The 21,656-nt window shown below is 38.6% G+C and carries 17 protein-coding genes and 1 pseudogene; 7 read left to right on the forward strand and 11 right to left on the reverse strand.

Annotated features, from left to right (window positions below):
* Positions 1-115 precede the first annotated feature (115 nt).
* The 3 genes from FDK13_RS07565 to FDK13_RS07575 are packed head-to-tail and all read right to left on the reverse strand — an operon-like array spanning position 116 to position 3,920.
* The gene (locus FDK13_RS07565) at positions 116-1,885 is read right to left on the reverse strand and encodes a metallophosphoesterase family protein (RefSeq protein WP_137339392.1); all 1,770 of its coding nucleotides are present in this window, start codon (positions 1,883-1,885) and stop codon (positions 116-118) included.
* Complete coding sequence (locus FDK13_RS07570) at positions 1,885-2,880, reverse strand: hypothetical protein (protein WP_137339393.1); 996 nt, start codon at positions 2,878-2,880, stop codon at positions 1,885-1,887. Before FDK13_RS07570 ends, FDK13_RS07565 begins: the two co-directional genes overlap by 1 nt.
* On the reverse strand, positions 2,877-3,920 hold the full coding sequence (locus FDK13_RS07575) for a hypothetical protein (RefSeq protein WP_137339394.1): 1,044 nt from the start codon (positions 3,918-3,920) through the stop codon (positions 2,877-2,879). The genes FDK13_RS07570 and FDK13_RS07575 overlap by 4 nt, the downstream gene beginning before the upstream one ends.
* Positions 3,921-4,627: 707 nt before the next feature.
* Between FDK13_RS07575 and FDK13_RS07580 the strand changes: the two genes are divergently transcribed.
* From FDK13_RS07580 to FDK13_RS07605, 6 genes are all read left to right on the forward strand, one after another.
* Entirely contained in the window at positions 4,628-4,939 is a 312-nt protein-coding gene (locus tag FDK13_RS07580) for a hypothetical protein (RefSeq protein ID WP_137339395.1), read from the forward strand.
* Entirely contained in the window at positions 4,932-6,011 is a 1,080-nt protein-coding gene (locus FDK13_RS07585) for a hypothetical protein (protein ID WP_137339396.1), read from the forward strand. The genes FDK13_RS07580 and FDK13_RS07585 overlap by 8 nt, the downstream gene beginning before the upstream one ends.
* Positions 6,012-7,036: 1,025 nt before the next feature.
* Positions 7,037-7,285, forward strand: a complete 249-nt coding sequence (locus FDK13_RS36570; RefSeq protein WP_137339686.1) for a CARDB domain-containing protein — start codon at positions 7,037-7,039, stop codon at positions 7,283-7,285.
* Positions 7,286-7,828: 543 nt separating this feature from the next.
* The gene (locus tag FDK13_RS07595) at positions 7,829-8,371 is read left to right on the forward strand and encodes a hypothetical protein (RefSeq protein WP_137339397.1); all 543 of its coding nucleotides are present in this window, start codon (positions 7,829-7,831) and stop codon (positions 8,369-8,371) included.
* On the forward strand, positions 8,368-9,426 hold the full coding sequence (locus FDK13_RS07600; protein WP_137339398.1) for a phosphotransferase: 1,059 nt from the start codon (positions 8,368-8,370) through the stop codon (positions 9,424-9,426). The genes FDK13_RS07595 and FDK13_RS07600 overlap by 4 nt, the downstream gene beginning before the upstream one ends.
* Positions 9,410-11,050: a T3SS effector HopA1 family protein gene (locus tag FDK13_RS07605; RefSeq protein WP_137339399.1), complete on the forward strand. Its 1,641-nt coding sequence runs from the start codon at positions 9,410-9,412 to the stop codon at positions 11,048-11,050. The genes FDK13_RS07600 and FDK13_RS07605 overlap by 17 nt, the downstream gene beginning before the upstream one ends.
* On the opposite strand, the gene FDK13_RS07610 is transcribed toward FDK13_RS07605, so the two are convergent.
* The 7 genes from FDK13_RS07610 to FDK13_RS07640 all read right to left on the reverse strand — a co-directional run bounded on the left by FDK13_RS07610 (position 11,025) and on the right by FDK13_RS07640 (position 18,749).
* The gene (locus FDK13_RS07610; protein ID WP_170982742.1) at positions 11,025-12,923 is read right to left on the reverse strand and encodes a tetratricopeptide repeat-containing sensor histidine kinase; all 1,899 of its coding nucleotides are present in this window, start codon (positions 12,921-12,923) and stop codon (positions 11,025-11,027) included. The two genes, FDK13_RS07605 and FDK13_RS07610, sit on opposite strands and share 26 nt — an antisense overlap.
* A gap of 359 nt (positions 12,924-13,282) precedes the next feature.
* Positions 13,283-14,620: an IS5 family transposase gene (locus FDK13_RS07615; RefSeq protein WP_229215946.1), complete on the reverse strand. Its 1,338-nt coding sequence runs from the start codon at positions 14,618-14,620 to the stop codon at positions 13,283-13,285.
* 239 nt (positions 14,621-14,859) lie between these two features.
* On the reverse strand, positions 14,860-15,648 hold the full coding sequence (locus FDK13_RS07620; RefSeq protein WP_137339401.1) for a sensor histidine kinase: 789 nt from the start codon (positions 15,646-15,648) through the stop codon (positions 14,860-14,862).
* Positions 15,649-15,932: 284 nt separating this feature from the next.
* A complete protein-coding gene (locus tag FDK13_RS07625) occupies positions 15,933-16,799 on the reverse strand; it encodes a hypothetical protein (RefSeq protein WP_137339402.1) in 867 nt (288 codons plus the stop codon).
* Positions 16,792-17,133: a hypothetical protein gene (locus tag FDK13_RS07630; RefSeq protein ID WP_137339403.1), complete on the reverse strand. Its 342-nt coding sequence runs from the start codon at positions 17,131-17,133 to the stop codon at positions 16,792-16,794. Before FDK13_RS07630 ends, FDK13_RS07625 begins: the two co-directional genes overlap by 8 nt.
* A 55-nt stretch (positions 17,134-17,188) precedes the next feature.
* The gene (locus FDK13_RS07635) at positions 17,189-18,223 is read right to left on the reverse strand and encodes a hypothetical protein (RefSeq protein ID WP_137339404.1); all 1,035 of its coding nucleotides are present in this window, start codon (positions 18,221-18,223) and stop codon (positions 17,189-17,191) included.
* Positions 18,224-18,362: 139 nt separating this feature from the next.
* A complete protein-coding gene (locus tag FDK13_RS07640) occupies positions 18,363-18,749 on the reverse strand; it encodes a hypothetical protein (protein WP_137339405.1) in 387 nt (128 codons plus the stop codon).
* Positions 18,750-18,991: 242 nt separating this feature from the next.
* Here FDK13_RS07640 and FDK13_RS07645 point away from each other — a divergent pair.
* Positions 18,992-20,105, forward strand: a pseudogene (locus FDK13_RS07645) (IS3 family transposase).
* A gap of 208 nt (positions 20,106-20,313) precedes the next feature.
* Here FDK13_RS07645 and FDK13_RS07650 read toward each other — a convergent pair.
* Positions 20,314-21,534, reverse strand: coding sequence for a site-specific integrase (locus tag FDK13_RS07650; RefSeq protein ID WP_137339406.1), 1,221 nt, complete (start codon positions 21,532-21,534; stop codon positions 20,314-20,316).
* Positions 21,535-21,656 lie beyond the last annotated feature (122 nt).

Genomic DNA, 21,656 nt, shown 5'->3' on the forward strand with positions numbered 1-21,656 from the left:
GAAAAGCAGTACCGAGTTAATGTTTGCAATTTGTGCCTCTTTATTAAAAATCATTGAAGTCTTCTACAATTTATTTTTAAAAGAAAAGTAGGAAGTCTTTAAGTTTAATTGAACATTAACTATGGATACTAAATTTAGAAGGTAGAATATCTTCATCAGGCAGAGTATCTATGTGTATAATTGGAAGTTTCATATCCTTACAAAGTGTACCAATTCTGTGAAAAGCCTCGAAGTTTCCTTTTCTAATAGTATCACAATCTGAAATTATTGACACTACTGATACTCTCGGTTTGAAACTTATAAGTGAATTGATAAATAACAGAAGGTTCAAAACCGTTTCTCCGGTAGACACCACATCTGTAAAGAGTATGATATTTTTTACCTTTCCTTTGCTCACAATAGATGATTTATAATGATCTAAACGCTCGAAAGGAGAGCAATCTTCGTTATTTACAAAGTCACTATTTGTTTTTTCCATAGATATGGAAAAACTAGGAACAGTGCACATCATTCCCAAGAAACTTGCAAAAATCCCTCCCCATAGGTTGATACCTAGGAATAAGGTTTCCTCATCGTTCAACTCAGAATCAGAAATTACGGGGTTTGTAGGATCTGTAATCCATTCCTTTGCCTCGTACAAGCAATATTGCAATAGTTTACTCCCATTTTCACTAGCTCCATACTCCATTTGTTCAAATAATTTGTGAATAGATATCCACCCTAAGGAAGCGTGAGTATTGGAAATAGGGAATCGTCCGAACCTGTATAAGTTAAATTCTTTAATGTGCTCTTTGATCTTCAAACTTACCTTATCACTTATTTTTTCCGTCTTATAATCTTTAAAATAGGATTGTTCGCCAGGTGGTGAATAAAATAAAAGTGATCTCGAAGTGCTATTCAATGAATAACTTTTAGATTCTTCTATCGTCCAATTACTACCAAAATTTGTGTTATATGTTTGACTAGTCGTCTTATAAAATATCGTTGTGTAATTGAGCTTATCCCCATCAAGTTCGATAATTGTTCCCTCAATAATTTTATTATATTCAGAATTATTAAATCGCCGTGATGTGAAATCTCCACCACCAAATGTGGATGTCAAAACATGAAAATGTTTGCCTTCTTGCAAAAATTTGGGATGGTGGGCATCTCCATAAAGATATAGTGTCCAAGCATCATTCCGGTTCTCATATAAGTCTTTATCATAAATACTTAATCCAGCTATCCATAGATGTTTATCCATCCATCCATTTTCCTCGGCTATAAGTTCTGGACCACGGAATACCACCCAAGGCAAATGTGAGCATACAATCAAGGGTTTATTTGATGGAACTGACGCCAATAGTATCTTTGCTCTTTCATAGTCAACCTGATTGAGTTCGAGTCGCTTCTTGTCATTCTGATCCGATCTGAAATTAATGTCGATGGTTGCAACATAAATATCTCCTATTTGCTCTACCTTTATGTATTCTGTTGAACCTGGTAAAACTATCGAATTTTCTAATGAAAATTTTGAAGAAAAATTTAAATAGTTGCGGATACTATTGGTATAATTTATTGTAGTAAGTTCTTGGTCAAGGTCATGGTTTCCAATGCAAGTAGATATTTGCTTCGGATTCAGAGTTTTTTTAATATAATTCGTTATCGAGGTTGCATGTTCCATGTTTTCCTCCAATTTTCCAACTCGATTTCCTTTATCAACCAAATCGCCAGTAATAAACAGAAAATCAACCTGCTCATCTTTTAGAACTTTTCTTACTTGGTTTACAAAGGAATTGATAAATTCTTCATAATGCGATAACGAAAGCAATTCATTCGCGTTATTTTTATCACCAATATGGAAATCTGAAATATGAATGATTCTTAATACCCGCGAGGAATTCATTAGGAGGGAAGTTTAAATTCAATTTTAGAGTAGGACCCGATCTTACTATTTAATGAATCTATAAGCGGATGTATTTTTACTATATGCTCGTAATCGCTACTAGTAAACAAACTTGCCAAAACAACTCCGTGATTAAGAATTGAATTCTTCAATGCCGCATATGTTTGAGCAATTTTTATTTCTGTTCCGCCAATGGTATAATCGCCAATATAGATGTAGTCGCAAGTGAATGATAAGTCGGCTTCTATATTAAATGGCTTATTAACTGGGCCAAAATGATTTATGGTCTCCAAAGGAATTCCAGTTAACATACTAACCGCTGCCCCTAAGGCAGATGCTCTGAGACTTACACTAATCAGTTTTGCGGGCCTTTTTGCATTCCCAATTCGATACTGTTCAACAATTTGTTTAACCTTCTCTGCCAAAGCAAACGTAACCCAGAAAAATGAGCTGGGAACACCAATTATTTTATTAGAATTGTATTCTCCATTTGATAATAATGGGGTTGATGCTAATGGCTTAAATTCTCCATTATAATGAAATTCAGCTGAATTGAGTATAGAATCAGTTACTTTGTTGTTTCGAGCCTTTTGAATCTCTTGGTAGATATCTTCAATTTTGTAATTAGAATTTTGAATTGGATTAGGCGATAATATTAAAATTTCATCTCCAATTGAAACATGATTTATTTCATAAACTTTACAAGGATCGGTTAATTTCGACTTTTCAAGCCCGGCATAGTTGATAAAAAGTGCTGTTTTGCCAAACGATTTCAATTTTTTGAGGAAAGAATTGAGAGAGTGGATATGTAAATTTGAAATTCCGTCCCAATCGATTACAATCGTTTTACTGCCAGCCGAATCTACTATTCGAGCTAGACTTTCGGTAGGTTTCTCAGGGATAAAGTTCGATAAGTTAAACGGCGAAATCCTCCAAAGAATGCCTTCGATCGATGTATAACAGAAATGCTCAGTATAAAGATAGAATTCATTCATATTCCAATTTCAAAAGTTATCCTTGTTCCTTTGATGCTAACGTTATCTGCATATTTTAAAAAATATCCAGTTTCATGTCCTTCGCTTTGATCAAATCGCAGTCGTTTTATTTTCGCGAGATTATTTTTTAGTTGTAAATTGTTAGAAGGTTCCAGTGTGATTTGTTTTGCACGTTCCCAATTATACTTTTGCCATCTTACCTCTGCATCAAATGAAGACACAACAACATAACCTTCGTTTTCATAATTTTGATTGTAGCTTTCCTTATAATTTAAAACCGATTCAATTGCACGGGTCAATCCACTTTCAAATGAATCGGTAGCCAAACAACCATATAGTATGCCTTCAAGGTTCTCTTTACGTGAAAGTAAAATATCGTTAGTAGTTTTTGCTAAGGAAAGGGGAAACCCTATTCCTGAGTCGCATACGGTAACCGTTAGCCGTGTACGAGACCTTCTTTGGATACCTACGAATGTCTCACTTTCGCCATGAATTAAGCCATTAATTATTAACTCCAGAGTTGCATTCGTGATAATCCCAGCAGATTCTTCTCGTAAATTGGACACTAAGTCTTGAATATTAAATGCCAAGCGTGGAGCAATTTGATCCCAAAGTTGCCTCCTAACTTCGGCATATCTATCTTTAATATCATCATAATTCATAGAATTTGTGAAAACAACAATCGTCGAAGATTCTTGGATTTTAGATACCGTATATCCTCCTATAATCTCCTCTCCGGGAAGCCATTTAAATATTTTTAAAGAATTGGCAAGTTGAAAAAATCTCAAGGAAGCAAGAAATCTCTGTACTTCTGGATTCCAATCTAGCCAAGCGGGAATCGGTTGACCAAATGTTTTACGCAAATTATAACAAACAGATAATAAAGCTGTGAGAGTTGCCGTACTAATAAAACCTGGCTTTAATCCACGTAAATCGATTTCAAATGGTATTGGTAGAAGTCCATTGTCGTATTCTGTCTTATGTTTTATGTATTCTTCTCGGACAACAGATATTCCTGGACCCATATTTTTTGCAAGCATGTAAAAGCTACGCAAACCTCCTACATGAATTGTTAGTCTGGGAAAGGACATATTTATTAAAATACATTTCCGTTTATACGAATTACTTAATAAGCTTTTCGAGACATAAGTTATTGCCCACTGAAATCTACTATTTAAATATCATCAACTCTGTTAAAATTGAAATAAAATAATTTTTATAATTATATAGTGACTTTTCACATTGTCAATAGTAGCGATAATATTGTTCATAAGGTTCAGGCTTCTAACCACATTTTGCTGTTACTCATCCTGTCTTCGGCCTATATACGTTCACTACCCAACCATAGATAAGGTCTTAGATTGTGTAGTTGTTCCCCTTTGAGGAACTGAGTTATTTTTTGACGGCAAATTGAGCAAACATTTTACCTCTCTTACTCATTGCATTAGTTTAAAACAAATTAGATGCTTGCCTATAATACCAATTATTTAACTTTTAGAACATCAAGAGGCTTTCTCCACTTTATCAATCCTGATTCATCCCTCAATTTCTATACTTCATGTCGCAGATAATTATATAAAGTTGCCTTACCTCCAATTTTCAATTGCTCGCAAATCTGCTTGGTTGTATATTTTTCACTTAGATAAAGTGTTGCAGCAAGACTTGCAAGCTCCTTTGATTTTTTTGTCAACCCTTTAAGTCTATCGCCCGCCTTACCGGAAGGCGTCAAGAAGAAATTTTAGCCAGATTGAGTCTCACTGATGACTTAGGCTTTACGGAGGTCGGTATCTCCCGGTTAACAGAAAAGCTGATTGAAGAATTCATTGAATTCTCAATTGAATTATCAGACGAGGAGGTTTTGGAATCTGAGACAGTGAATGGGTTGCTACTTTTAATATGGTCAAAAATTCCGACAGAATCAAAGGAGCATACAGCATTCAGCGAACATCTTCTTACGCATGAAGGACTAATCGACATGTTTAGTGAGGAAGCTAGCAAAACCAGTGAAATAAGGAGGATTCACCGCCAACAAAAAAAAACTAATGAAAACCATGAATAGATTAGCGCTAATCTCCGCAATCGCAATATGCTTCGCAGCCAGCGCGACCGCTCAAAATAAATATGATCTTGATAACAGCATGACACTGGACACCACAAGTGAGTTAAAAACTTACTTAATTGACAATTATGGAGAATTAATTAATGACAAAAACAAGAACGGGAGTATTGATATAGGCGACTTAAACTTTACGAGCACAGCACCATTATTAGATTTTTCGTCAAACTTTGGATTACAAAGTAGCTATACGTTTAATCAGGTTAATTTTCTGTATCCCGTTAAACCGAAGTTAAGTGTAAAAGGAATACTTATAAGGGAATCTGCAGAAGATATTACGCGGACTACGACACAGAAGGCCATCAGCAAAGCAAAACCGGCCATTTTTTCTTATGCACGCGATTTTTCAGAGCATACCAACACCTGGTTAGCCAAAGGCGCCATTATGTATCCGTTTCGTCGCAAAGGAATACTGGTGGTTGCACCTAGTGTGACATTCAATAGAGTTATTTCAAAAGACGAAAAAAAAATGGCCAACTCATTAGTCCCCAAAGTAGGGCTTTATTTTGATGTCGATGGAAAGGGAATATTCTCACGCCATCTATTACGCCTGACAGCTAATTACGCGACAGATTTTGATTTCAAAAGCTCTCAGGCAGGTGCAGAGCTGGAATGGGAGCCGGTTCTAGGAAATCTGCCCGGATTGGGTGTTTATTATCGTATAATGGAAGGGTTTGAATACAGATTACAGACATTTCTACATGCCGAATCTGGTCACATTTTTGATCAGGGTGAAAAGGAAAACTTAAAAAGCAGCTCGACTTATTTCAGAGCCGGCGGGAAGTTGGGAGTTGACTTCAGGTTTTTTAGCAAAATAGAAATTAATGCGGCGGTCCGTTATCTATATGGTTTTAGCAGTGTTCCAGAGCATAGTCCGTACTACACCGCATCGTCGTCATATTTGATTGGCGCTAATCAAAATATTGCTATCAAACTCGACTACCAAAAAGGTTACGTGCCCTTAACCTCCGAGAAAGTAGAAAATGTTGTTTTAGGATTAGGAATAAAATTCTAAGGAGTTGATTTGCGGCACTGATTTTTTCGCAGAATCCAACCGTGAACTCTTAGATTGTGCTTGTAACTTAGTCAAAGATGATGTGTATGTCCTAACAAATCTCCCCACTACTTATCCAACTTCTCCAGAATCTACTCCAACCTGCGGATAATTGAGGGGAGATTGCTCTACTCTTGTTGGGCTGGTGGGTATGCCACCTTTGATTATGGAGCGGTAGTGGTCGCATAACTCTCAACAGTGCACTGGATGAAGAGGGAGACAGGTTGCATGGGATTGAACAGCTGTTTCTAACAGGTCAGATGAAAAACATCGTCTTAACCGTTACGGCTGTGCCGAGCAGGAAGTTCTCCGGTGCAAATTTAATCAAGCTTGCGATCTTCTGATTTATAATCTTTTTGATTTGGCTTGTCGTTTTAACCCGGATGTATTTACCTGAGGTCAAAATAATTCTGAAGTTCACAGTTTTTAGAACTTAAAGGGAAGAAAAATAGAAGGGTGCTAGAGTACGATTATACCACGGTATGTCCATACCGACAATATATCTTTAGAAAGTGAATCGCTCTGCTAAGTGTTTTATCTAATAAATAAGATTATCAATCTTATTTGGCACCTTGAATATTTATCATGCCTATCAAGCAAAAGAAAACCTACTGATTCCTGTTCAGCAGTTAGCCTCTTGCCGTTTGATATTAAAGAAAACTTTTTAACTAATTATTGCTGTTCAACAATGCCAACTTATTTTCCAGTGACGCAAGTATCGTTTGGTAAATGTCTTATGATGGGCCACTGCTCACAGAGAAATTTTTCTAAATTACAGGGCTTCTTAAATAAACGTAGGTCCTGTTCAAAATCTGATTTACTGAAGATTTTGCAAAAAATAAGTTGACACCTTTGTAACTAGCCAAATATTAACAGGAGAAAATACTGAAAAATCAGTATTGCAGTATCATTAACTTTTAGTTTGATTTGCCTCGACAAATATGATCATAGTTTTATTCAATCGGGAGCTGTGATACGTATTCGGCATTCTTGTTTCTAAACTAAATCCAGACCAATCATCAACACTTCGTGATCAAGCCGCAACTAATAAAGAGGGATATTATCGATTTACCTCATTTATGGATACAGAGGACTATGTTCTTGAAAGCAATGAAGACAACGATTGTTGTGGCGAGTCTGATGATGATCTACGCACAAATGTCAATTCAGTAAATATCCATGTGGAAAGGAGTCGTAAAAACCGAAAATCGTTACCGGTAAGGAGGTGCTATTAACTTATATTCATTCGAAATGAAGGTAATTATAACATATTTTTGGATATTGACTCTTGTATGTGTAATTCTTTCTTGCAATGGAAAGTACAATACAGATCCGGATCTAGCCGCCCCCTCTAGTGAGGGAGCTATATTTGTTGGGGAGGAACTGAACTATGCAGTGGTAAAAAGGTTACATTGTCCAAACGGACTTCCGTATTATTTAACTAATTACCTAAATCCTTTTTACAGCGTCATAAGAAATCCTCCAGATACTAGGCAAACAATTGTTTTCTATTGGGGCGATATCTCATTTATTTAAAGGCAACAATGGGAAAGCCGGTGCATCCAAAGCTTCAACGCAGTCCCAGTGTTGATTTCTATGATAACGCTCGAACAGCTGGGAATATGGGAAAAGTAGTTCTCGATGGAAGAGATCGCTCAAATAATACTTTTACTTTAAATTTTAATTTCTAATGTATTTGGAGAAACGTAATTATTTGAGCTCGTCAATATTTGAATCCATTTTTTATCAAATCTATATTAATCAAACCCCTTTAATTTATGGCCTCGGTTCAGAATATCGCAAATTTTGGTGACAGCGGACGAAATCTGGTTCTTGCTACCGGATATTTCTATGAGTGTAACGAGAAAATCAATGCTCTTTTGAAAGCAAAAGAAGAAGCCAACGGCGGACAGCCACCTGCTGGAGCGCAATATGCTATCATGATGTTTGACAAGGGTGAGAAACTTGATGCCGGGATCAAAACGTCCGCGCAGCGTAATATTTATTTCAGGAATGACAATGAAAAGAATATCTACATTAAAGAGGCAACTCGAAATTTTTGGATACCATCACAAGAAGAACTTCAAGAGTTTTCCCACGCCCGCGAAACTCCCAAGTACGACGTTCATTTTTTTGCTGACGGAGAGTTTATGACAATTTCAGATGATTACATTGAACTTGAGAAGTGGTTAGAGAACCCAGATACAGTCCTTGACATCAACGTACGACCAATAGGAACAGAGTTGGGCCAGTTTATTTCAGACAATGACAACCGGCCGTTCAATTTCACAAGACTACATACAACCAGATTAGCCCGATGATCGCTCTTTCCGCCTATAAATTGGCAAACTATCTGGCAGATGTCGTCCAATTTTCGGGCGAAACAGGTTCAGAAGATGTTAATTGGGAAAATATTTACGGGTTAGCTTTTGGTGAGATTAACGAAACATCACGCAATAAATGCTACTTCTGTTTTGATGAACCTAACGACAAGCTGAACTTCTTTTTTAAACAGTCCCGAAGTTTGTCTGAGGCCAATCTTCGGGACATCCGAAGTGAAGCCGAGTTTTACGCACTGACAGCGAGAGCGTTCAAGGGAAGTGTAGGTGAGCACTTACCCAAATTAGTTTATTACGATGATTACAACAGCGTAATTGTAACAGAGTATGTTCCGTTGGCGAAACCAATTGGTGAAAGTGGCACCTTCGCAACTTTCAATATGGCAGGAAAGGTGCTAAAGCAATTCCATGAAGTTTGCAAAAGGGATTCAGTTGCGGCAGTTTGGGGAGACAAAAAGAAGTGGATTGATGAGTTCAGATTTTATGAACCCAAAATACTCCGCTTGACTGATTCCGAAGAAAGAAAACTATCTCTGAACGATGACGTATATGTGGTTCAGTTTCTAAGTTTTCTTGGACATCATAGCAGCCAGGTCAAGGAATTGAGGCAACGATGGAAGTCAGAAATGAATGGTCTGATTCACGGCGATGCAGACGTCCGAAATTTTATACAAAAAGGAAATGATATCGTCATATTGGATTTTGAATGCGTCGCCTATGGTGCCTGGTTCTGGGATGTCGCGGTCTTCATCGCAAGTTTACTTTTAAAGACCGATCTTCCCGGAGTCCCTGCAGAAACTGTTAGAGCGTCTCCATTTGACATCTTTCCTTGTATTATCAGCTTTCTACGTGGTTACGGTATTGAATCTGCAGAAATGCGACAGGAAATTTTGAAATGGTCCGGAATTTACCTCCTTCAAGAATTTTTACTAAGGCAGGAAGAAGCAATTTTTTTTAAGTATGGTTTGACCCTTGTAGACGACACTGAGCGTTGCTATCAAGAAATATTCGCCTTAAAATATGAAAGAAGACTATAAAGAGACTGTTATTAAGCAGATACAAAATATCACCTCTATGATCACCATGGTTGATGATGAGTTGGTAGATTTAAAATTTACAGGCGAAAAAATAGTAAACCTGCTACGAAGCAAATACGGGATCGAAATATCTCTTACTCCGGCCCATCCGGATTTTAGAAAGATAGTGCTAACCAACTGGATCTATACACATTACTATCAAAACAGTGGTGAAAGAGCAATTACCCCCAGATCCGAAGAGCGCCATTTCCCTTTCGACGAAATTTTTAAGCAGGGAACTGACGGTTATTGGCGCAACAGGTTCTGGCGATACGATCAACGCGACCAGGAAAGAGAAAGGCCGGCACTTACCAGGGGCTACGAAACAATCATTGCAGAATCTAATCAATCAGTCGAAGATGAGATTGTTTTTGAATGCAAAAAAGGAAGAAAAGGAAATTTAATATTCGAAGAGATTCCATTTTTAAGTATATCGCTTCCTAAATTTCAATTTGAAAATGGATATAAATATGTCAATGGGAAATACCCGTTGGACAATGCAGGACTCGCTTCAATAGTAAGATTTTATTTCCACCTCAAGATTGATACTTTGACAGTTTCCATTCCATTACTTATATTAAAAATTTCGGACCTGTTCAATGATCGTCTTATCTCATTTCGACTCAAATTTTCCTTTACCAATGATGAGTTCAAAAGAAGTGATCATTTTGTATTGTATGTCGAACGTCGCCATTTCGATGTTGCAGCGATTTTGATTCGCTGGCTTCATCAAGAAATTGAGCCCTTTCTCGATAACAGACTTCCATTTTTTGTTAAACAAGTATTGTCCGGAATCGGTTTTGGCAGCACACCTCACCAACAGTCTTCGAGTTTCGGAGTTTTCCGATCCAAGGTAATAGCCGATGCTATACTTTTTCTATTGGAAGGTAACGATGGAAGACCAGTAAGGGAATTTCTGGACGAAATGTGGGGTGGACTGGAAAAGTTCTACCTGAACCCGAATTCGCCTTTTGTCTGTGACTTCTCCATTTTCGACAAATCTGCGGAAAATTTGTTCTCCGCAACAATAACCAACAAACCTCTTGCAGCGGCATGGTATATTGCCCGACTATTGTGTCGTGAAGCAATATGGGTGTCCGAGAATGAGTGTAATTGGATGAACTACGAGTTACTCCATGAGAAACAATATGGTTATCGGTTGATGAATGTAGATAATGGGCTCTCCGGTTTGCAGGGGGTGATAAAATTTCTGGAATCTTTTCAGAAACTAAAAATTAAGGATCCGGTAATAAAGCGGGTTTTGAATGGTGCAAAACAATTTTATAATTCAAGACGCACTGTGCCTCGCTCTTCTGGGGGAATTGCAATTCCCCCAGAAGTATTTGCAACTGAAATGATCCCGGTTGTGCATTCGGCGATCCAAGATAAGCAACTTCATCCGCTTACTGAATACAGCCTCCTTATGGATATGATCAGTAAACATATTGAAATGGAGCGGCCGGTAAATAACATGCTGGATGGAAGCGATCATTTTTGTGCCGATATGCGCTACGGCTACGCCTCATATGGTTATGCATGTCTAAGACTGCATAACTCAATCAGCATTGTAGAATTGCAACTCTGAACTGTGCACCTAAACCCACTCGCGAATGAACCGTAAATTTTCCATTTAGAGATTCAACGCGATCAGCAATGTTGTCCAGTCCTTTTCCTCGCTTGGTTCCCTGAGTCATGTCAAACCCATAGCCATTATCAGACAGGCTCAATTCCAGTGTATTTTCACTTGTTGATAATTTCAAGGTACACTCGCTGGATCCGGAATGTTTCAAAGTATTGTTAATAAGTTCCAGGCAAATACTGTAAAGTTCTGCCTCCTGCTCCTTGCTAAGAAGGTTTGATGGGTAGCGGCCTTCCAGGTTAAATCGTATTTTACTATTATTGTTCAAATCAGCAAAAAGCCTGCTCAATGCTGCTTCAAGACCATTATCCAGCTCGAGCGGCAGAAGATGATGCGATATGTGTCGGATTTCAGAATAGGCATTATGCATCTGCGTAATAAGTCTTGTGTAAACGTCTTGTTCTTTTTCTGCGAGGTTTTCGGGCATAATACTTTGTAACTGCCATATTAGCCCGGAAAGTGTACTACCAAGGTTATCGTGAAGTTCCGAAGCTACCCGCTTTCTCTCCTGCCTTTTCCCATTCGTAAATGCTTCCTGGATTTGTCTATTTTTAGCATGCAACTCTTGATTGGCCAATAATAATTCTTCCGTCCGCTCTGATACCTTCTGCTCCAACTCTTCATTAAACCTGGTCAGTTTGTCGTTAGATGCAAATAATTGGCCCTGAAAGTCCATCATCTGATTGCGCTGAACTTCAATGAGACGATTTTTCTTACTCAATACCCTATTGTTTACAACAAGAAAAGTCGCGAACAAAAGAGCTAATGCAACAGCCAACCACAATCGGTTCCTTGAAGCTTTTTGTCCATCTATGTCTTTGTTAAGTGAATCTATAGCATCCCCCTGCTTCAAACTCTCATATTCAAATTTCAAATATTCGGTTTGTCGCTGTTGAAAGGATTTTATGCCCTTCTCCCATAATTCCGAATATTTCTTATAATAAATTAAAGACAATTCCGATTTATGGAGTCTTTCATATACTTGTGAAAGTGTCAGAAATAGTTCTCGGCGATGTTCTTCTCCGGCGGTTTCACTATTGGATAAACCCTTTTTCAATTCAACTAATGCTTTGTGAGGTAAATTTTGCAGCAGAAAATGTTGCGCGTTCAAGGAAAAATAATGAACGTCCCAGGCCTTATCTATAAAAGGATTAGTTCTGTATTCATTCAACAACAGACGTAACTGCTCCTTATTACCTGCAGCAAGACATGCGTCAGCCCAATTCAGCGTGGTATATTTCAGCATTTGATTGTCACCAATCCGTTTGGATTCCTGGTATGCCTGACTTAACCAAAACATTGCTTTTCGATTTTCACTTTTTCGCAAATAGGATTCGCCAAGATTTTGAATGACTATAATATAAAAGACCTTATCTGTCAATTTGGCAGGCTTCAGCGCTTTTTCCAAGTAGAAAATTGACTGATCATAATTCCCGAGTAAATAATAAAGATCAGCCAGATAGCGATATGTCTTGGCAAGATATTCAGGTCTGTTCAGCTGCTCCGCATAATATTTAGCCTTGTGGATTTTTTGCAAGCCAATAAGGTTATTTCCGTTCCACGCATGTAAAACACCAGCATTAAGGTTTGCTTCAAGCAGACCTCTCGTCCATTTGTGATGTGCAGAAAGCCGTTCTGCTTCATTTAACCAGGCAATGCACTGCTTATAATCTCCCTGGAACAACCCATTCTTATCTTTGCCACTACCAAGCAGACATAAAAGTTCAACTCTTACCGTATCGTTCGCCAACGTATTCGTGGTTTGAGGTAACTTTTTTAATGCAGTCAGCATACTGTCCCCATGGGAAATCTGAGCCATGCCTATGTTTGGGAAGGAAAGAAAGATCCCAAATAAAAAGATTTTGCCGCACGCAGGTACAAAGCCAATTACTCTAAAGAACTGGAAAACGACAAGTGACATGACAAAGCGAGATAATTTTCTGAAAATACGAATATTTCGTATTTGAAACAACACACCCATGGCCTTGTACTACTAAGCCGTAGCGTAATTCAAATTTACGGTTAAATCGCTGACCTTGCGACCTCTCCCATAAGTTCTTCCAACGATTTTATAATGGTAATTTTGAAGATTATTGCAAAAATTAATAGACATTGGAGCAAAGGGTTGATTTCAAAATATCATGATAATTGATTGTCCATCTGTGCGAGAATAAATAGTCAAGCCTTAAAAAGTGATTTTAGTAAATGTTGTTGATGCCTTTCCCGGTAAACGAGTTGGTTCATATTTAGCAAAATAGCCAGAAAAAACTCCTTCCAGATGTTGATCATTCTTTTAAAATTCATTGCAGCGGCTGCCAGCATTACATTGATAGAGTCTCCTTTAATGCCTTTGTAAAAATTTCTTGACAACCTGTAATTGGCTTTTAAATGGCCTATTACAGGTTCAATAGCTGCTCTTCGGGTAAATCCCTTTCTTAGTTTTTTTTGCTTGTAACGACTTATTTTCTTATTGAAAGTCTTCGGGCTGTGTATCGTTGTTTGACCAACTTTGGTCACCCCTCGGTAGCCTCTGTCTACAAATACCTCGCTTAGTACATGCCCACTCAACCGTTTCTGTTGTTCTAATACGGCTTCCAAAGTATGCCCGTCATACTGATTGCCTGCAATATTTAAGGCCCCGATAATCACGCCTGTTGTCTGGGTCAGTGCAATAGAAACTTTACTTCCAAATTCATATTTTTTATGTTCTTTTCCTTTGCTGATGCACCGAACCTCCGGCTCATGGACACTGTACACTTTGTTTTTGTCGTTACGTTTTTGTTCTAAAATGCGCTGGAAAAGAGTCAAATCTTCGGCAAACATCGAAGCTGGCAACTTCCTGATCAGTTCTCTTAGTAGGCGTCCGGCAATTGTCTTGACCTTTCGGTCGGCTCTTCTTGCTTTTTTAGCATTCTTTGGATGGGTGCGGAATCTTTGATCACTCCCCAGCTTTTTGAGTGTGCGCTTGTAACTTTGACGAAGTTCAATGCCCTCCTTTTCAGCCATTGCAACACATCTTTTGATAATCTTGCGATGCAGTTTATTATCGGTTGGATATGTAATGTTTTTCTCCTGAACCGTTGTATCTATACTTGCTTTGTCTTCTTTTCCATCCTTACCGTTGTTGCGAATACTTTCCTTCAAAATCAGTTCGATGCCTTCGGCTCCAATACGGTTGCGAAAATGGACAAGTTCACTTGCCTCGCAAGGTGGTCCGGGGGTAAAAAACTCAGCACCGCTAAAATATTGATAATAAGCATTTTCGGCCCACTGTTCAACCATGCTTTCATCGCTCAGGTTCCGAAGATGCTTTAAAATTAATAAAGCAACCATCAACCGAATCGGCAAAGCTGGCCGTCCAAACTCCTCTCTGTAATGCTTCTTAAAGTGCTCATCAAAAAAAGACCAGTCAACCTGATTTGCCCGGATATACAGAGGATGTTTGCTGGACAATTGCTCTTTTAAACCAGGCAAAAGGAAATTCAACTGCGGTGTTTGTTTGGGTTTTGCTAGCATTATTCTGCAAGATTTTTATTCTAAAATAAACAAATCTTGCAAAATAAACAATGAAATTAACTACTTAATTCGCTATAATATAGATAGTTAATGACTTTTTGAGGGGCGACTAAATAGGTCTGAAAACAAAAGCGCTACCGATGCAGAGATGACCCGTAAAAGTCGTTATCAAATCTAACCTGTTTGTTACATTAAAGATTGGCAGGCTAATTCAAGATTGAAGAAGCCTAGAAGGTTATCTATAAAGGAATTTTTATTTCAATTCTTCTCATTTTACCCGCGGAACTGATTTTCAAAGTACCTCCAAGTAATTCAATCCTATATTTCATATCGCTACTCCCTGCATCATCAATTTGAATTGATATAGAATTTAAAGCATTTTGATCAAAATCAACACCGGTACTCTCAATTGCAAATTGAAATTGATTATTAATCCCCCTGACAAAAACACGTAACTGGTCAGAGAAGGCATGATGCGTGGCAGCATTATTGAGCGCTTCCTGCGTGACACGAAAGAGGATTATTTCTTTTTGGAATCCTAATGCAGGTAGATCATCGGCAACAATTAGCTCCGTTGAATATCCTTTGAGCTTTCTGATGCCCAGCAATTCATTTTTTAGACTTTTCACAAGTCCAAAATTTTCACCCAAATCACCATCAATGATCTGCGATAATTGGCGTACCTCAGTGATGGTTTTTGAAATGATTTCAGCGATTTCCAAAATTGTATTCTTCATCTCTTCACCAGCAGGTAAGTCCTCCATTAAATGAAGGTGAATCTTGGCTACCGTCAGGAGCTGCCCTATATTATCATGAAGTTCCCTACCAATTCTCTGCATGGTTTGATTTTGAACCTCGGCCTGAGACCTATACATCTCATTTTCAAAGGCAAACTTTGATTGGGCCTCTTCTTGCGAATTTTGTAATCGTTTTTTTTGCAAAACTAAAATCCAGGTTGCGACGACGATTCCAAGTAAAAAAAATACAATCGATGAAAGGACGACGGGTATGACATAGCCATTTTTCATGATAAGGTGTTGAAGAGGCGAAAGCTCCCTAGCGGAATTCTATGAATATATAAATTTCTATCGATCAGGAATTGGCGTAAAACCCTTCGAAAGTAAGTTAAGACAAAGGATAAAACCATTTATCAGATAGTAACATGTCAAAAGCATAAGTAAATGCAAAAAAAATCATAACAAAAAATTATATTTTCATATACTACCTACAACTTGTTTAATGTGATATTTACAATATAACTAGCCTATTTCATGAATTGTTAAAAAGTTGTTTCAGTTGTATTTACTCTGAACTATTTGGGTTTTAAAGAATTTATTAGGCCTTTCACCCTTTCAACCGCAGCCGGATCTTGGGGAATTGTATCGCGAGGAGTGATTTTTGTTTTGGGTTTAGTAGATTCAATTATTTTACCATGACGATCAATTTCCATTCTCATCGCCAGAAAACCGGAAGATAATGTATCAGGCCATTCTAAATTGACTGAGTATTTGTAAGCCGTACAGTCTACCAACACTCCGGTAAAAAATTGCTTATCTGGTGAATTGAAAAAATATAGGTGTTTTTCAATCACCCGTTCAACTATATTGGGTTTGACAAAGGCACTGACCGTCAAATGGATCAAAGTGCTATCCTTCAAGTAACCAGAGATTCCCAGGGCATCAAATTTGTCATCCTGTGAACGAATTGACAGTTTCAAGGAATTCACATATGGATTTTTGGTCCGATTTTTAAGTATGTAGTACATTCCCAAGCCTACGGCCAACGAGATAAATGCAAGGCCGGTAACCATTTTGGCACGGGTTAAGTTTAGCAGTTTGGTATCCATCAGCTTATTGTACGCCTCCATAATACTTGATGGTACACGTGGATCAAACTTGCATACGTCGTATTTGACACCCACCGTCGAGAAAAATCTCGCAATGATAAGTAGTGGTAAAGGGACACATAGAATAATTAATAGATAAGCATTATCCGTTAACCCGGAAAACGAAGCAGATATAAAACTACTTATCGTAACAAGCCCGATCGCCCAATCAATGACTGTTTGCAATTTCGTAAGATCTGTATCTATCTGAGCACTGCTGCCATCAATGTATTTTTTTGCCCAGTAAGCCCAATAAAACTCATTTACCGAGGTAAATTCAGGTTCCTCATTCATCGATCGAAATGTAATAAAGATTTGTATGTTTGGCCTGGCAAGTCAGAAAAATACTCTTTTTGACTGTTTTTGATACCTTCAGTGTAAATGGAAGAATCGAATTTGGTGCATCCTGAACTCGCGATGATTCCGGAGATTTAATGGTTAACAAGTCATCATCCTTCAAATCTTTTAGTCGTTTCTCTCCTATTTTTAATGTAATCTGTTCGTTTGTCTGACTTATTTCACTTGGCTTCATAGGTTTAAGAAAGAAAGCTTCATGACCTGTAACAATCCAAGGCCCGTCATAAACTACCTCGAATGGACAATCTTTGGTTATACATTTAATACCCATGGCTTTTAATATTTATATATCTTCTTAAAATGGTCAGACTAGCAATCAGAAATCCCTAGAAATTAAATTTTTCCGGTATTGCGAAGCGTAAATTAAACCCTCCGACTAGCTTCGAATGCGGACTATGTTTTTGATCTGTAAAGGACAACCCTGTGTTAAATTCAAGCCACATGCTGCTGTTAATATTTAATTCTCCCCCCAGATTTAAAAGTGCCGACAAATTATCTTCCTTGTTTTTCACCCCTTTCAGCGTATAAACTTGCGTCGAAGTTTTGCCCTGGCATTCAAAAAATCCTTTAAGACGGTTTACTCCAAAATACAATCTGGCAGAAAGTGCAAAACTCTTTGTGTTTATATTTACAGGGTCTTCCAGATCTGTAAATAGACTATCAAGTTTATTTGTCGACGCAACTGCCCCTAATAATCCTTGGCCCCAACTTTTTATCGGAAAAGCATATGTTCCCCAAGCCGAAAACTTGTTAACTTTTGCATTTTTAGCAAGACTGTCCGGTGATGAAAGCATTAAGGCTACTGCAAAATCCATCTTTTTTGAATTCCAGTTGTCTTTTTTATACTTCTCGCGAAGGCTGTTGAGTTTGTCATTCACCAGACCTGCTTGTGAGGACAAGCTATCAAGAATTGACTGGATTCTTTTTTCTCTTATTGCATTGGTCACGGAATCACCAGGAGGTAAACCTCCCTCCCGAATGTATATCTCCACTGCTCTGCTATCCAAGTTCTGCCGTTCTTCAAGAATAGCCCCAACATCATTTTTAAATTTTGTATCAAACCTGGCATCCCCCTTGTTAAGCGGTGTGAATCGTAACCCAAATGCAGACTGCCGGGCATCTCCATCCTTATTTGAACTCGTTCCTAAGGAAAATCTGATAGTACTCAATAGCTGATTACCTTTTTTGTTTAAGTCGGAAAGTTTAAGCTTATTGGCTCTGGCAAGCAAATAGGGAGCAATTTCAAGAGAGTAAGACTTGGGGATCACAGAGGGACTTCCTTTCAAAAAATCAGACACAATTACTGAAAGCTCCTTAACGTCTGTTGGTCGCAAAATATCAGTGGATTGGGAATTCAGCATACTAAATGCTGGTTGACTTGGAACTGCAAAATTGGTCCGATAGTATTTTGCTAACGTTGAGTCCGTCTGAGCTTTAACTTGCATGATTGACAAAGATATCAGAGCTCCGTAAAATGCCCTTCGAAATAATAGCATAATATTAGATCATTTTAATTAGTAACTGTGTAAACTGAACATTTCCGTTCGAATCAACAGCCCCTGTATCATCTGCAGAACCCAGTACCTTACCATCCTGCCTAAGCACTGCACTGACTTTATATTTTTCCGCAGTTTCCGGAGGAGTTGGCGCAGCAAAATGTGATCTTACTTCAATCATTCTCCCCACATTTATAGATGTAGGCATGGGAAGCGTATAGGTGTCGGACTTTGTGTCTAGATTATTACCTGGCTTATGATCTATATAAGCTGAATTGGTTGTAGACCATAAATAGTAATCGTACGTCGCAACTATAATTCCATTGAAAACAACGTCAACGGTGATTGGACCACCGTTCGGATCGATTTTAATTTGACTGAACTTACTCATGATTGATAATGATTTAAATAAGAGAACATAACATGGCTCATAGAGCTTAACCTTCATAAACTTATCAAAATTAGCTACGATTGAAGATCTGTCAAACCGTCATTTTACGGTTATTGGAAAAGAAAAATACGGTTGTTGATTCAGAAATTAACGATTATCTATATAGTCCAACATATGACCTCTCCCCTGAAAACTGGACATTTAATAGTTAGAGAAAATCGGGCGATTTTGATAATTTAACCATCAGAAAATTTAGCGAAGCGCAGATCATTTTTGCACTGCGCCAGACGGACCACCGGTGTTCCGGTTGCAGAAGTTTGCCGAAAAATGGGTATGAGTGAAGCCACCTATTACAACTGGAAAAAGAAGTATGCCGGTCTTGGTGTTCCGGAGCTCCGCAAGCTTCGGCAACTTGAAGAGGAAAACCAAAAATTGAAGCAGCTTGTAGCATATTTGAGCCTGGACAAACAAATGTTACAGGATATCCTCAAAAAAAGCTCTAAGACCAGCCCAGAAACAGACGCCGGCCGCCAGCTTAATGAAAAATTATCAGGTTGCCGTCCTGCGAGCATGTTCGGTCGTTTGTCTACAAAGATCCTGTTGGTATTATAAATCGCACCGGCGTGACGATTCGGCTATTCGCCATCGAATTAAGGAAATTGCACAGGTCCGAATCCGCTATGGGTATCAGAGAATTCACGTTTTACTCAGACGGGAGGAATGGAGAGACAACCATAAGCGTGTATATCGTATCGGGTATATAGAGAACAAGGGTTAAATTTGCGTAGCAAGCATCCAAGACGAAGTAGACCTGCTTCGCAGCGCCTTGAGCGACCGCAACTTTCTAGTGTTCACCAGAGTTAGAGCATGGATTTTGTAGCTGATCAGCTCTTTGACGGACGGAAAATACGGCTTTAACTGTAGTCGATAACTTTAGCCGGCAGTGTCTGGCTATTCATGTCGGTCAATCGCTGAAAGGAGAAGATGTCGTCGCTGTGATGAATCAGTTGAAAATTGTAAATTTAGCCCTACCTAAACGGATCCAGGTTGACAATGGTGCTGAGTTTATTTCCAAAGCACTGGACAAATGGTGTTATGACAACAGCGTTACCCTGGACTTTTCAAGATCTGGAAAACCAACGGACAACCCTTTTATTGAGTCTTTTAACGGTAGCTTCAGGGATGAGTGTTTAAATGCTTATTGATTCTTCGTTAGAAGATGCACAGAAAAAAATTGAAAGTTGGCGAGAGGAATACAACAGTTTCCGCTCACATAGCTCATTAGGAAATTTAACGGCAGCGGCCGACCGCCCCAAACGAGGTAGTGATGCGGATGAAAAAAGAAGAAAATACTGACTCGATTTTCCAGTTTTGACTGTCCAAGAATTGGGAGGCCCTCACAAAATTCCAAACCCCAACTAAAAACTTTCTGGATTTTTAGAGACACTTCACTAGAAAGCCATTAAACGCCCCCGGGCTATTAAACTACTTCAAAAAATCATCGGCTAACAATTATTCTGGTCTCATTTACACAGTTTTGAGATAACGTCCTTAGTCACTGCCTCTACCCGTTTTTCAACCTCTCCTTCAGCGCTTTCATATCCTCACTAATCTTCACATCAAGAATTTTAGCGTAAATCATCGTCTGTTTCAAAGACCGATGCCCAAGCATTTTTGAGACCGTTTCAATAGGCACCTTATTACTGAGCGTCACCGTTGTCGCAAAAGTGTGACGGGCGATATGAAAAGTGAGCGTCTTGGAAATCCCGCATAAGGTTGCAATCTCTTTCAGATAAGCATTCATTTTCTGGTTGCTTAAAACTGGGAGCACAACACCCCGGTTACTGCACAAAGGATCATCTTCGTATTTTTTCATTATTTCCAGAGCCGTTGGGAGCAGCGGAATCCTGGTGGCCGCATCGGTTTTCTGTCTAGTCGTATCGATCCAAAGATCTCCATCCATTCCGGTAACAATATCTGTTCGTTTCAATTGCTTTACATCAACGTAGGCAAGTCCGGTATAACAGCAAAAAAGAAAGATGTCACGGACGTTGCTAAGGCGATCCATTTCAAATTCCTTTTCTGTAAGGCGTTTGAGCTCTGCCCGTGACAACGGATTTTTTACAACTTCCTTTTTAGTCAGTTTGAATCCCTGGAACGGGTCATTTTTTAACCATTTATTATTAACACAGATCAGCACAATCTTTTTCAGGTTAGACATATACTTGATAGCCGAGTTATGATTGCAGCCGCGTGCGCTCCGAAGCCAGAAGGAAAACTCTGAGATGAATTCAAAATCAAGGTCGCTGATCCGTCGGTCGTCCATTTTATACTTCCATTGAATAAATGAGCGCGTATGCTCTAGGGCAGTTTTGTACCTGCTTAGAGTAAGTGGAGCAAACTCTTTTCCTACCAGTGCTGCCATCTGTTCATTGTGGTATTGGAAAACCTCCAGGATCGTTCTTGTTTCATTGCTTTTTCCAAGCAAAATATTTTTCAAAGCCTCAGCAGATAATTCTCTGTCATCTTCGATAAGCATTTTCTTAGCCTGAAAAACTTTGGAGCTTAGTGTGTCCAAATACGCGTTGAGGGTTCTTGAATCCTCTTTGTTGCCGGTCGCACGTCCGGCGTCAATACTCCAGCTTGAAGAGCTCCAAAGCTGCTTTGTAGATAATTCTGCCGATTTTCCGTCGACTGTGATTCTAAGGTAAACATAACGTAAACCATCTTTTTGATTCTTGGCGTGTTTTAAATAAAACAACAAACCGAAACTGTTTTCCAACATGACGCTAGCGTTTAAGTGATAAATATCGAGCCGCTGCGCTTGCAAATCAAGATGTACATTACATAAACATCTTGCAAATCAATGAATTAACACTTCCCAGCGTCTTTTTTGCGTTTTTCATC

Source organism: Dyadobacter frigoris (assembly GCF_005280585.1).
In the GTDB taxonomy this organism is placed as follows: domain Bacteria; phylum Bacteroidota; class Bacteroidia; order Cytophagales; family Spirosomataceae; genus Dyadobacter; species Dyadobacter frigoris.